9 protein-coding genes are annotated in these 12,784 nt (G+C 73.3%); 5 read left to right on the top strand and 4 right to left on the bottom strand.

The window, feature by feature from the left end; all coding sequences use genetic code 11:
• Positions 1 to 43: 43 nt before the first annotated feature.
• A complete protein-coding gene (locus WME82_RS41140; RefSeq protein ID WP_438039775.1) occupies positions 44 to 1,201 on the bottom strand; it encodes a CAP domain-containing protein in 1,158 nt (385 codons plus the stop codon).
• Positions 1,202 to 1,306: 105 nt separating this feature from the next.
• Here WME82_RS41140 and WME82_RS41135 point away from each other — a divergent pair, with 105 nt between their 5' ends.
• From WME82_RS41135 to WME82_RS41125, 3 genes are all read left to right on the top strand, one after another.
• Complete coding sequence (locus WME82_RS41135) at positions 1,307 to 2,779, top strand: MlaD family protein (RefSeq protein ID WP_437742004.1); 1,473 nt, start codon at positions 1,307 to 1,309, stop codon at positions 2,777 to 2,779.
• Positions 2,780 to 2,889: 110 nt separating this feature from the next.
• Positions 2,890 to 4,521, top strand: coding sequence for a multiheme c-type cytochrome (locus WME82_RS41130; RefSeq protein WP_438039774.1), 1,632 nt, complete (start codon positions 2,890 to 2,892; stop codon positions 4,519 to 4,521).
• A 106-nt stretch (positions 4,522 to 4,627) separates the two neighbouring features.
• Positions 4,628 to 5,545, top strand: coding sequence for an alpha/beta fold hydrolase (locus tag WME82_RS41125; protein ID WP_438039773.1), 918 nt, complete (start codon positions 4,628 to 4,630; stop codon positions 5,543 to 5,545).
• A gap of 196 nt (positions 5,546 to 5,741) precedes the next feature.
• Here the strand turns inward: WME82_RS41125 and WME82_RS41120 are convergent, their stop codons facing one another.
• The 3 genes from WME82_RS41120 to WME82_RS41110 form a co-directional block, all read right to left on the bottom strand.
• Entirely contained in the window at positions 5,742 to 7,730 is a 1,989-nt protein-coding gene (locus WME82_RS41120) for a hypothetical protein (RefSeq protein ID WP_438039772.1), read from the bottom strand.
• A gap of 142 nt (positions 7,731 to 7,872) precedes the next feature.
• Complete coding sequence (locus tag WME82_RS41115) at positions 7,873 to 8,478, bottom strand: hypothetical protein (RefSeq protein WP_437295507.1); 606 nt, start codon at positions 8,476 to 8,478, stop codon at positions 7,873 to 7,875.
• A gap of 101 nt (positions 8,479 to 8,579) precedes the next feature.
• Entirely contained in the window at positions 8,580 to 10,208 is a 1,629-nt protein-coding gene (locus WME82_RS41110; RefSeq protein WP_438039771.1) for an AMP-binding protein, read from the bottom strand.
• A gap of 62 nt (positions 10,209 to 10,270) precedes the next feature.
• Here WME82_RS41110 and WME82_RS41105 point away from each other — a divergent pair, with 62 nt between their 5' ends.
• Together WME82_RS41105 and WME82_RS41100 are read left to right on the top strand one after the other, a co-directional pair.
• Positions 10,271 to 11,050 carry an ExbD/TolR family protein gene (locus tag WME82_RS41105; RefSeq protein WP_438039770.1) on the top strand — a complete coding sequence of 260 codons (780 nt, stop codon included), beginning with the start codon at positions 10,271 to 10,273 and terminating at the stop codon, positions 11,048 to 11,050.
• A 546-nt stretch (positions 11,051 to 11,596) separates the two neighbouring features.
• Positions 11,597 to 12,784, top strand: a complete 1,188-nt coding sequence (locus WME82_RS41100) for a hypothetical protein (RefSeq protein WP_438039769.1) — start codon at positions 11,597 to 11,599, stop codon at positions 12,782 to 12,784.

Genomic DNA, 12,784 nt, shown 5'->3' with positions numbered 1-12,784 from the left:
TACGGGAACAGCGTACGTCAGCGCAGCGCCGCGGCGTCCGCGGTCACCCTGCGAACAGCTGTGTCACCCAGACCCGGCCGGTCGGGTCGCGCACGACCGCCACGCCGGTCCTCCGGTAGCGCCGGTCGAGCAGGTTGCCCCGGTGCGACGGGCTCGCCCAGATCGCGCGGTGCGCTCCCTCGGTCGTGCCCGAGCTGGCCACGTTCTCCCCCGCGATCGTCGCCTCGTACCCGGCCGCCCTGAGGCGCGCCGCCGGATCGCCCGAGCCCACGTCGTGGCCCACCATCTTCGCCTTGATCATCTCCTCGGAGTGCGCCCGCGCCAGCGCGGCGAGCGCCGCGTCGCGCGCGAGCGCGGGCAGGCGCTCCGACGCCCGCGCGGCGTTCATCATCCGCAGCATCGCGTCCTCGCCGCCCTGCGCCCCCTTCGCGGCCTCCTCGCCCGGCGCCGCCGCGCGGACGAACCGGCCCGGCGGAGCGCTCCCCGCGAAGATCATCGCCTCCAGCACGGGCCTTGGCCCGGTTGACACCGTGGCCAGCACCTGCACGAGCCAGCTCCCCGGCTGGTCGACCGCGAAGCTCGAGCGGAGCCGCGCGCCCGACAGGGAGCTCAGCACCGTCTTGGGCGCGCCCCGCGGTCCCAGCAGCACCACCTTCGCCGCGGTCGCCGGGACCCGCATCGTCCCTTCGAGGGTCACCCATTGCCCTACCCGCGCGGTCGTCGGCAGCGGCGACAGATCCGCGAGCGCGTCCACTCCGATCGCGGACACGATCACCGTCCCGTCCGGCTTCCTCGCCTGGGCCACCCCACATCGCCGCACCCCGAGGGAGGTCCACCCCGAGAGCCACCCGTCGATCCGCGCCCCGATCTCCGCCGGCCCGAGCCCTCGGCCGGAGATCGACCATCCCCTCGGCCAGGCGTGCGGCGCGCCGGCGGCGCGCAGCGTGAACGCCAGCTCGTCGGGCGGCATGATCTCCCCGCCCTGGAGCTGCCGCTCGACGTTGCGCTGGGCGACCGCGGCGAGCGCCGTGTCCGCGCTGCCGCAGTGCGCCGCGAGCGCGGCGATCTCCGGCGAGATCGCCTTGGGGGGCTGTGGCGAGCGCGTCGTCGCCTCCCACGTGAGCGCCGGCGGCTCCGCTGCCGCCGCGCCCGCGGAGGCGAGCGCCGCGCCGAACACCCCGCTGGCCCACCATGACCGCATTCGACTCGGCTAGCAGCTTTCCCGCCCCGGCGCTCGTTCACCTGCGTCGCCGCGAAAGCCGCGCGGTCCCGCGGGCGGCTCGTGCTACCGTGGCCGTCGCGCAGCATGGCTGAGGTCTCCAAGGCCGCGAAGGTCGGCGTGATGACGATCGTGCTCGCGGGCGCGGCCTACGGCGGGTACCGCTTCGTCTCGCGCGACATCGGCGGCGGGAACGGCTACCGCGTCTGGGCCACGCTGCCCGACGCGATCGGCGTGTCGCCGCAGTCGCGGGTGATGATCTCGGGCATCCAGGTCGGCGTCGTCGACAAGATCTCGCTCTACAACGGGCAGGCGCGCATCGACATCAAGATGAGCCCCGACGTCCCGCTCTACGAGGACGCGGCCATCGGCAAGCGCGCGACGAGCCTCATCGGCGAGTCGTTCGTCGTGCTCTCGCCCGGCACCGAGGGCAAGCCGCGCATCCCCGACGAGGGGAGGGTCCTCTATTACATCGACGAGCCGACGATCCAGTCGATGCAGGGGCAGGTCTCCGAGATCCTGAAGGACGTCAAGACCGTCACCGAGACGCTGAGGAACACCGTCGGGTCCGAGGGCGGGCAGGAGCGGCTCGCGCAGATCCTCGACAACCTCGCCGAGGTCACCGAGCAGATGAACGCGACCGTGCGCGAGAACCGCGCGGGCGTCACGGAGACCATCAACAACATCAACCAGATCACGGGCGACTCGGGCCCGCGCCTGAAGGAGATCCTGCGCAACGTCGAGCAGGTGACCCGCGACATCCGCACGATGACGGCCGCGGCCGAGGTGCCCGGCCGGAACGGGCAGCCCGGGGAGCTCCGGAGCGCCGCGGAGCGCGTGGGCCGCGCGACCGAGAGCCTCGAGTCGGCGCTGAAGCACGTCGACAGCGTCGCCGCGCGCGTCGACCGCGGGGAGGGGACGCTCGGCCGCATCACCCGGGACGAGACGCTGATCAACGAGGTCGAGACGGTCGTCGAGAACGTCGGCGAGCTCGTCGGCGGGCTCAGCCGGTTCCAGACGGTGGTCGGGCTGCGGACCGACTACAACTTCCTGGCGAACACCATCAAGAGCTACGTCGAGCTCAGGCTCCAGCCGACGGAGGACAAGTACTACGTCGTCGAGCTGGTGAACGACCCGCGCGGCAAGACGGACTTCCAGCAGATCGACGTCGACACGACCAACCCGAACGAGCCCGCGCACTACCGCGAGGTCCGCACGATCACGACGAACGCCTTCCGGTTCTCGTTCCAGTTCGCGAAGCGGCTCGGCCCCTTCACGGGCCGGTTCGGCATCAAGGAGTCGACGGGCGGCCTCGGCCTCGATCTCCATCTGCTCGACGATCGGTTCGAGCTCCGCCAGGACCTGTTCGGCTTCGGCGAGGAGCTGTCGCCGCGCTGGCGCGTCGCGCTCGCGTACGAGTTCATCCGGAAGCTGTGGCTGCTCGGCGGGATGGACGACATCCTGAACGCCGATCGCCGGGATTACTTCATCGGCCTGCAGCTCCGGTTCAACGACGCGGACCTGAAGACGGTCCTGCCCTTCGCTCCGTCGGGCTTCTGATCGCGCCCCCGCCCTCTCGGCGCGCCCCCGGCGGTGCGCCCGGGCCCCTGTGCTATAGCGCGAGCATGAAGCGCTCGCTTCTTCGCGGAGTGCGTCGCGGATACGCGCTCTTGATCCCCTTCGTCGCGATCTCCGCGGCGGCCTTCGCTTCGGCCTGTCAGGGGTGCAAGCTCCCTGCGACGGCCGCCGTGAGCGCGGACGCGGACGTGGACGCGAACGTGAACGCGAACAAGCCGACGGTGCGGCTCTACGTGCTCAGCACCGTCGCTGGCGCGCTGGAGCCGTGCGGCTGCACGAAGGATCAGCTGGGAGGCATCGACCACCTCGCCGCCTTGATCGAGGCCCAGCGCGGCGAGGCCCCGGATCGGCTCGTGGTCGGCGCGGGGCCGATGCTCTTCACGGACCCCGAGGTGAAGCCGGAGCGCTCCTCGCAGGACGCGTGGAAGGCCGAGGCGATGGCGCTGGCGGCGAAGGAGATCGGGCTGACGGCGTGGGCGCCTGGCGAGAACGACTGGGCGCTCGGCGCGGAGGCGCTCGGCAAGTACCAGGCGCAGTCCGGGGCGGCGCTGCTCGGCAAGAACCTCGAGGGCGCGCAGGGCGTCCAGGGCGTCGTCGTGCGCGACGTCTCCGGCGTGAAGGTGGGCCTCATCGGCGTGAGCGACCCGAAGGGCCGCGCCGGCGCCTACCCCGAGGGCGTCAAGGCCGGCCCGGCGATCGACGCGATGAAGGCGGGCGTCGAGGAGGCGAAGAAGCAGGGCGCGAGCGTCTTCGTGGGGCTCGCGGCGCTGCCCAGGGGCGAGGCGCTGCGGCTCGCGGACAACGTGCCGGAGCTGCACGTGCTGGTGCTCGGCAAGCCGAGCGAGCGCGGCGACGGCAACGACGGCCCGAAGCCGCCGGAGATCATCGGGTCGACGCTGGTCGTGGAGACGCCGAACCACCTCCAGTCGGTGGCGGTCGTGGATCTCTTCGTTCGAGGCGGCGGCAGCGGCCCGCTCGTGTTCGCCGACGCGGGCGGCGTCGCGAAGGCCGGGGAGCTCATCAGCCTGTCGGAGCGCATCCGGGAGCTCGAGATCCGCCTCAACGGCTGGGAGGGCGACAAGCGGGTGGCGGCGAAGGACGTCGAGGCGCGGAAGGCGGATCTCGAGAAGCTCCGGGCCGAGAAGGCGCAGCTCGAGGCGGCGGAGACGAAGGTGACCGGCAGCTTCTTCCGCTACAGCTCGGTCGAGGTGCGCGAGAAGCTCGGGGCCGACAAGGACGTCGCCGGGCAGCTCCTCGCCTATTACAAGCGGGTCAACGACCACAACAAGCAGGCCTTCGCGGATCGCGTCCCCGAGAAGCCGGCGAAGGGCGAGGCCAGCTACATCGGCATCGACGCCTGCACGAACTGCCACGACGAGGAGCGCAAGTTCTTCGACGGCACCGCGCACGCGCGGGCCTACGCCACGCTGCAGCAGGATTTCAAGGAGTTCAACCTGGACTGCGTGAGCTGTCACGTGACCGGGTACGGCAAGCCGGGCGGCTCCACGGTGACGCACAACGCCTCGCTGCAGAACGTGCAGTGCGAGGAGTGTCACGGCCCCGGCTCGCTTCACGCGAAGGATCCCGAGAAGAAGGGGCTCATCGTGCTCTCGCCTCCGCCCCAGAGCTGCGTCACGCAGTGTCACCACCCGCCGCACGTGGAGGGCTTCGAGCCCGTGTCCAAGATGCAGCTCATCCTCGGCCCCGGGCACGGCAGGGACTGAAGGAGGGGGCGCGGCGGCGGCCCTCTCCCGCTCGTTCTTCTGGTTCTAGGCTGCTTCTGGGCTGCGGCATTCCCGCGCCGTTTCGATCGCGCTACGGCATGCGCCTGTGACGAACGTCCACGCCGTCGTCTCCCGCCTGGGCCCGGTCGAGAGCGCGATCCTTGCGGAGCTCACCGCGGGCGCGCCGCCGTTCGCCGTGCACCGCCGCGCCGCGCTGAGCTCGACGCTCCGCTACCTGGAGGGCGGCGGCGGCTCGCCGGTGGTCCTCCTGCACGGCCGCGGGAACGCCGCGACGACGTGGTTCCCGCTGCTCCCCGAGCTCGCGCGGCGCCACCGCGTCGTCGCGGTGGATCTTCCCGGCTTCGGTCACGCGTCGTCTCCGCCCTTCGAGGGCGGGGGGTTCGAGGAAGGCCTCCGCTTCTTCGCCGATCCCGTGGAGGAGCTCCTCCTAGAGCTGGATCTCGGCGGCGCCGCCCTCGTCGGCCACTCCCTGGGCGCGCTGGTCGCGGCGGAGATCGCGCTCCGCAAGCGCGCGCGCCCGCGGAAGCTCGTGCTCATCGGCGCGATGGGGGTCGGTCCCGTCATGACCGCGTGGAGCCGCGCCTATTTCCGCGCCCCGCCGGAGCGCCTGGTGCGGGTGCTCGGCCCCGCGCTCTTCCGCCGCCTCCGTCCGCCGCGGCCGACCCCGCTCGGCGAGCGTCTGGCCGCCTTGCACGGCGAGTTTTACGCCGTGCCCGACGGCCGGGTCGCGCCCGTCGCCGCGTTCAACGCGCTGTTCCCCGCCCTCGGCGCCGTTCCCCATCGCTTCCCGCGGCTCGGCGAGATCGACGTGGAGACGCTGGTGCTCTGGGGCGAGCGCGACGACGTGTTCCCGGCGCCGATCGGCATCGCCGCGGCCGCGGCGATCCCGCGCGCCACGCTGCACATGGTGCCGCTCGGGCACGCGCCCCACCTGGAGGATCCGGCGCTCGTCCTCCCGGCGCTCACCGCGTTTCTCTCGGCCGGAGCAGCGCCCTCCGCGTAGCCCTTCTGGGCGCCATGACACGGCCGTGCCCTCCAGGAAGGGCCGGTGGTGTCCAGGAACCGGGAAACGGCGTCCAGGAACCAGGGCGCGCCGTCCAGGAACTGGGAATCGCCGTCCAGGAACCAGGGCGCGCCGTCCAGGAACCGCGAAACGCCGTCCAGGAACGCCAGCGCGCCCCTGTCGAGTCCAGGGCCGCTCAGTGTACGCCGCCGACGAGCCACGCCTGCGCCGGGACGAGCACCTCTTCGGGCGAGCCTCCGCCCTGCGACGCCGGGCCGGTCGCGCTGCCGTCTGCCATCGGCGTCATGCGGAACCCGTGGTCGCCGAACACGAGCAGCAGCGTCCGCGGCGGCAGGCTGGCCATGAACCGCGCGATCACGTCGGCGACCTCCTCCGCGATGGCCTCGATCCGCTCGGCGAACGGCGGCCCGGCGGCGCGCAGGCGCGCCTCCACGAGGTCGAGCTTCATCAGCTCGCGCGACCCGACCCGCTCGCGCCGCAGCGTCGCGACCGCGCGCCCGCGGGCGATGGCGGGCTCCGCCTCGCTCGGGGGCATCGTCTCGCGGAGGCCGTCCGGCCCTCGGGCGAGCAGCGAGATCTGCGCCGTCGTCGTCGGCGGCAGCGCCGCCCAGAGGAGCGATCGCTCGACCAGGATGGCCCGATCCACCAGGATCTCCTTCAGGTGCGCGGCGACCCGCTCGCCGAGATCGAAGCGCATCGCGTCCACGAGCAGGAGCTTCACCCCGCGCGCCCCGTTGAGCCGGGCGATGCGGGCGGCGATGTCCGGGGCGTCGAACACCATGGGCGGCCGCTTGCCGGTCACGCGCAGCGCCGAGAACGCCTCCCGGTAGCTGTGCTCGAAGCTGGTCCTCCAGCTGTCGACCACGCCGCGCACGGCAGCGTCCGTCTCGCCGGCGAGCGTCGCGCCGAGCAGCGGCGTGTAGTGGGTCGCGAACAGCTGCTCGATGACCCGGACCGGCTTCGGGCCGCGGGCGTTGTCGAGCTCGACGGCGAGCGCGCGCCACTCCGCCGCGCTGAGGATCCGGTCGCGCGGCGCCTTCCGCTCCCGCCGCGCCTGCGGGAGCGCGTCGGCGTCCGCCTGGGCTCCGTCGATGTTTGGCGTGTTCGGCGCGCTCGGCGCGGCCTCGTGCGTCCCTCGCGGCGGCCTGAGCGTCATCGCTGCGCCGCGCTCCTCGTACGGCGCCCCCGGCTCGGCGGCCGGCGCGCCCGGCGCGCCGCTGGCGGGCGCCATCGCGGCCGTCTCGTCCGTGGCCGGCGGCGTGCTCGCGCCCGGCGCCCGCGCCGGGACGGCGCTTCTCCCGGCGACGGCCGCCGGCGCGTCCGCGCGGCGGATCCTCGAGGAGCGGGGGGGCAGCACGCCGCGCAGCCGCCCGTCCGTCCGCCCTTCGGCGGAGGCGGGCGACGCCGGCGCTCCGTGCGCTTCGGGGACCGTCGGCTTGGCCTCGTGCGCCTCGTCCGGGGCTGTCGGTCCGGCCTCGTGCGCCTCGTCCACGGCTGTCGGCCTCGCCGGGAGCGCCTCGACCGGGGCTCTCGCTCCGGCGCTCGGCTGCGCCGGCCCGACGGGGCGCTCCTCCCCGCGCGCCGCGAGGCTCCGCGCCTGCCCGCGCGGGGACATGGAGGAGACGCCGCCGTACCCGTCGCGCGTGCTCCTCTCGACGAGATCCGCGAGGGGCACCGGCGCGAGCACCTGCGCGGACCTGTCATCCGCGTCGAAGACGAGGGCGACGGGCGCCTCGCGCGCCGCGCCGAGCCAGGCGAGGAGCGTCGCGCTGTCGTCCGGGTGGAGCGCGCGCGGCGAGGCTGAGCGCCCGCCCGCGAGGCGCGGAAGGGCGACGGCGAGGCCCGCGGCGCCGAGCGCCCTGGCCCGGAAGATCTGGTCAGCGATCACCACCTCGACCGGCGCGCCTTCCTGGACCCGCGGCGGCAGCGCGCCGCGCAGGGCCAGCGCGAGCTCGACGGCCTCCTCGATCGTCGCGCGGAGCTGCCCGTCGGGCGCCGCCGGGGCGCTCGCCCAGAGGAAGCGCTGCGACCTGAGCTCGCGCTCGGAGTCGGCGCCCTGCCCGCTCGGGGCGAAGCGGGCCGTGCCGCACGGGGGCGCAGGGGGGGACGTCGGTCGGCCCTCCTCGGAGGCGGAGTCGAGGCGGGAGACAGGATCGAGGCGCATCGCGCGGGACCCTCGCAGAGCTCGCGGAAATGGGCCAAGTTTCGGCGAGCGAGCGCGCGACCGCCGAGCGCGCGACCGAAGGCCGCGCCGGCCGCGGCGTCCGCGGGCCTCTCGCGAGGCCGCGGCGGGTCTCGGGTGGGGCCTAGCGGGACTCGCGCGCTGTCTCGGCCATGAGGGCGAGCAGGGAGCAGGCGATGGCGAACCGGGCGTCGATTCGCCCCTGGTTCATCGACAGGTCGAGCGTGAACTCCTTCACGAACCACCGGAACACCTGCTTCACCTTCGCGACCTCCTGCTGATGGAGCTCGATGTGCCACTTCCCGATGAGGAGCGGGAACATGCGGCGGAGCAGCGCGGCGCCGTCCTCCTGCATCAGCCCGACCGGCTGATCCGCGGGGTCGAGGATGTCCCAGGTGTCGCGGACGATCGATTTGAGCCCGCGCGAGCGGATGGTGCCGACGCGCTCGCCGGTGCGCGCGTCGAGGACGTCGAGGCACCGGTTGAGGGCGATGACCTGCCGCGAGCGGATCGTGAGCAGCGGCTGCGACTCCGACTCGTCCGCGAAGAGGGTGAACTCCTCACGCAGCTTGAGCAGCGGGTGCTTGACGAAGCAGACGAGAGAGCCGTCGGGCGCATAGACGTGGAACTTGCGGCCGAGCAGCGACCAGAAAGGCCGCTTGATCGTGTAGGTGGGGTGCGAGAACGGTTGAACCGCGAGGCCGCCGTACGCGGCTTGGGCTTGGACCATGGGGCTGGCAGGCTGCATCGGCGTCGAGTAGGCCGGAGCCGAGCGCGTCGGTCAAGCAGCGACGACCGCGCGTCTCAGCGAAGACCGCGCGTCTCGCGCGTCTACCGCGCGAGAGGGCCGCGCTCCTCCACGGCAATGCCCGCTGCGATGGCCTTCACCAGCTCTGGTTTGACGACCTTGCCCATCGCGTTGCGCGGCAGGGCCCGCACGACGATCGACTCGCGTGGGACCTTGTAGGGCGCGAGGCGCTCCTTCGCCCAGGCGCGGAGCGGTCCGGTGGCGCACTCCGCCTCTCGCCCGGGCGCGGCGACGACGACCGCGACGACGCGCTCCCCCCACGCCTCGTCAGGGACGCCGATCACCGCGACCTCGGCGATCGCGCCGTGCTCCCGCAGCGCCTCTTCGATCTCGAGGGCGGACAGCTTGTATCCGCCGCTCTTGAGGATATCGACCGAGGTCCGCCCGAGGAGCCGGAAGCACCCGTCGCTGGAGCGCTCGGCGACGTCGCCGGTGCGGAACCAGCCGTCCTGGAAGGCCGCGGCGGTGGCGTCCTCGCGCCCGAGGTATCCCTTGAAGACGCTCGGCCCGCGGATCCAGAGCTCGCCTCGCGCGACCGCGGCGTCGCGCGGCGCTGGCGGGTCGCCCGGCGGCCGTTCCCCCGGCGGTCGTTCACCCGGCGCCCACGCGTTGCCCGCGTCGTCCGTGATGCGGGCCTCGACGGTCGGCAGCGGGAAGCCGACCCAGCCTGCCCGCCGCGCGCCTGGATCGAGCGAATTGCTCATGCCGACGCCGATCTCGGTCATCCCGAAGCGCTCGAGCGGGATCGTGCCGGTGAGGTCGCGCCAGCGCTCGGCGAGCGTCACCGGCAGCGCCGCGGAGCCGCTCGTCGCGAGCCGCAGAGCCTTCGCCCCCGCGGCGAAGCCGGGCGCGCCGCCCCGGTCGACGTGCTCGAACAGCCGCTGGTACATGGTCGGCACCGCCATGAACGACGTCACCGAGCGGCGCGCGATCTCGGCGGCGACGCGCTGGGCGTCGAAGCGCGGCAGCATCCTTGTCGCGCTGCCCGCGAGCAGCGACGTCATGAGCGCGATGACGACGCCGTGGAGGTGGTGCAGCGGCAGCGCGTGCAGCAACAGGTCCTGATCCGAGAAGCCCCAGGCCGCGCGCAGGAGCTCCGCCTGCACGGCCAGGTTGCGGTGCGTGAGCAGCGCCCCCTTCGGCTTGCCGGTCGTGCCGCTCGTGTAGAGCAGGAGCGCCGGATCGTCCGCGGCGATGTCGGAGATCGCCGCGTCTCTCCCGGGTGCGGCGCGCTCGAGATCCTCCACGCGGAGCACGGCGCGGCCCTGCGCGATCGGGGCGGCCACGGCGGCGAGCTCGCCGTCGGTGATGATCCGCCGCACGCCCGCGTCGCTCGCGAGCCACTCGAGCTCTGCCGGCGGATAGAGCGCCGACAGCGGCAGCACGATCCCCCCGGCGAGGAGGGCGCCGAGGAAGGCCGAGACCCACGCCGCGCCGGGCGACATGAGGAGCAGGATGCGCTCGCCCTCGAGGGAGCCCGGGCTCTCGGCCTCACCCGCGCCGCGCCGCGAGCCGCCGGCGAGCAGCGCGCCGCGGACGCGGAGGGCTCGCTCCAGGAGCGCCGCGAAGGTGGTCTGCCCCCGCTCGTCCTCGACGGCGGTTCGGGCGGACGAGCCGAGCTGCGCGAGCCGTTCGACGAGCGGGGAAGCCATCGCGCGGACTCTCGCACAGCGGAGGTGCGCGGAGCCAGGCCGGTTGGTTACACTGCCGCGCCATGAGAGCTTCCTGCCTCCTTGTCAGCGCCTCGCCGCGCCTCGCGGTCGCCGCGGGCCTGATCCTGGCCGCGGCGGCGTGCGAGAGCGCGCCGAAGCCCGCCGAGCCTGGCGCGGTCGCCACGGTAGCCCCGAGCGTCGAGGCGCCCGTCGCGCCGCCGAAGCCGAAGGGCATGCCCGAGCTGCTCGTCGACTCCATGGGCCCCTACATCGGCGGCCAGCGCGTGGATCTGGCGCAGAAGGAGGGGCCCGAGAAGCTGACGAAGGTGATCCGCGAGCTGCCGATCGAGGGCAAGCCCGTGACGCTGCTGGCCGACAAGAGGGCGAAGCCGAGCGCCGTCGCCGCCGTCGTGACCGAGCTCGGCGCGGCCGGCGCGCCGAAGGTCGTCATCAAGACCGACGGGCGAGACGACCTCCCGAAGGAGATCACGGTGGTCCCCGAGGGGCGCGCGTCGAAGCCGCCCTCCTGCGCCGTCAGCACGATGGTGCTGAAGGACCTCGCGACGGCGATCTGGCCGTTCGGCGGCGGCATGGGCAAGAAGCAGCGCAAGGGGCTCGCCGGCCCGGATCTGTCGAACACCGGCGAGCAGCTCACGAAGGACATCGCCGCGTGCAGCGCGACGGTGGCCTTCTTCTCGGCGGACGACGAGGTGCCCTGGGAGATGGCGCACAACCTGGCCGGCACGGTCATGGCTTCCGACGCCAAGAAGAAGCTCGACACGCTCGTCCTGCTCCGCGCTGCCCCGGTCGCGGGGCGGCCTGTGCAGCTCGGTGGAGGCTGACATGCGCGGCGCCGGGGGGCTCCATCGCGTGGATCGCCGTGCCTTCGGGGCGCACCGGCCGCAGGGGGCAGCGGGTGCGCTCGGTGCGCATTTTTGCGGAGCGGCTGTCGAACGCGGTGGGGTGAGATCGCGTGTGTGCTCGTTCGAGCGCGGGTAGGGGTGGCTGGGGTGACCGCGGCACGATCCGGCACAGGCGATGGTGCTGCGAAGGCACGGAAATGCGCGGGCGAGCGCTCGCCGTTGGGGTCGGCCTGGATCATGAATAGGGCGAGTCGCCGGTCCCCTGCGCCATCGGGGGCGTGACAATCACGGGAGGATGGTTCGGACATGTCGAAGCGACTTCTTGGATCGGCCCGCGCGAACAGGGGCCGAAGTCTCCGTCCCCGGGCCTCCCAGCCGCGGGTGTCGGCGGCGCCTGAGGGGCCGGCCGTCGCGACCAGGGACTCCGCGAGGCCGGTCACGAGCGGCTCGGACGTCGTCGCCGAGGTAGCTGAGTGCTCCGCGGCTCCTGCGCTGTCATCCAGCGCCGCGGACGACGCTCCCGCTGTGTCGCCGGCTCTCGAGGCGCCCGCCGCGCCGATCGTCGCGGAGGTGGCCGCGGCTGCACCGGTCGTTGCGGCTGCACCGGTGGCCGCGGCTGCACCGGTCGTTGCGGCTGCGCCGGTCGCCGTGGCTGCGCCGGTCGCCGTGCTCGCGCCGGCGTCCGAGGCGCTCGCCGCGCAGCGCGCCGTTCCAGGCGACACGGACGACGCGGACCCTGACAAGGCGCTGGAGCGCGACCCATTGATCATGGCTCCACACGCCGGCGCCCTGAGCCAGCCGGGTACCCTTGCGTCCCCGCCCGATGAGCTGGCGTCCGACGAGGATGCGCTCGATCTGATCGACCCTTCCTCGCCCACGGCGGCGTTCTTTCGGCGCGAGGAGGAAGAGTCGTTCCCGCCGCTCGCCGAGGTGGCCAGCGGCCCCGACGATCACGCTGACGAGCGCCTCGTCGTGGTTCATCAGCTGTCGCCCGAGACCCTCGCCCGGCGGGCGCGCCTTCGTCGGATCGTCGCGGCGGTCGCGGGGCTCGCCGGGGTGATCTCCGTGGCGGTCGTCGCCAAGGCGGTGTTCTCGAGCAAGCCGTCTTCACCTGCGCCGGTCGCGATGGCCGCGCCAGCTCCGAAGCCAGCGCTCGTCGAGACGAAGCTCCTGGCCGCGGCGGGCGCTCCCTCTCCGGCACGGGCGAAGACGCCTGCGCAAACCGAATCGGCGCTGACGGAGTCCTCTGCAAAAGGGGCCGGCGCCGTTCCCGATCCGGTGAAGGCGGAGGCCGACGCGGAGAAGGCCGAGGCAGAGAAGGCTGCGGCAGAGAAGGCCGCGGCAGAGAAGGCTGAGGCGGAGAAGGCTGCGGCAGAGAAGGCTGCGGCAGAGAAGGCCGCGGCAGAGAAGGCCGCGGCGGAGAAGGCTGAGGCGGAGAAGGCCGCGGCGCCGGCGGCCAGCGCTGAGGACGCGGGCAAGCTGAAGAAGGAGGCGCTGAGCTTCCTCAACCGCGGCAGGTACAAGGACGCGATCGAGGCATCTCGCGCGGCCATCGCGGCCGATCCGAGCGACGCGCTCCCCTATCTCTACCTGGGCTCGGCGCTCCAGGACACGGGCAAGTGGAAGGACGGCATCGCCGCGTACAGCGATTGCGTTCGCAACGCCACGAAGGGCCCCGTCCACGAGTGCAGGGCCATGGGCGGCCGCAAGTAG

The organism is Sorangium sp. So ce128 (assembly GCF_051525245.1).
GTDB classification, from domain to species: Bacteria; Myxococcota_A; Polyangia; order Polyangiales; family Polyangiaceae; genus Sorangium; species Sorangium cellulosum_B.
This window is presented reverse-complemented; position numbering and strand designations above follow the sequence as displayed.

Coding starts and splice junctions, on each gene's coding strand:
- WME82_RS41140 (WP_438039775.1), bottom strand. CDS start 1,201: ATGCGGTCATGGTGGGCCAGCGGGGTGTTCGGCGCGGCGCTCGCCTCC.
- WME82_RS41135 (WP_437742004.1), top strand. CDS start 1,307: ATGGCTGAGGTCTCCAAGGCCGCGAAGGTCGGCGTGATGACGATCGTG.
- WME82_RS41120 (WP_438039772.1), bottom strand. CDS start 7,730: ATGCGCCTCGATCCTGTCTCCCGCCTCGACTCCGCCTCCGAGGAGGGC.
- WME82_RS41115 (WP_437295507.1), bottom strand. CDS start 8,478: ATGGTCCAAGCCCAAGCCGCGTACGGCGGCCTCGCGGTTCAACCGTTC.
- WME82_RS41110 (WP_438039771.1), bottom strand. CDS start 10,208: ATGGCTTCCCCGCTCGTCGAACGGCTCGCGCAGCTCGGCTCGTCCGCC.
- WME82_RS41105 (WP_438039770.1), top strand. CDS start 10,271: ATGAGAGCTTCCTGCCTCCTTGTCAGCGCCTCGCCGCGCCTCGCGGTC.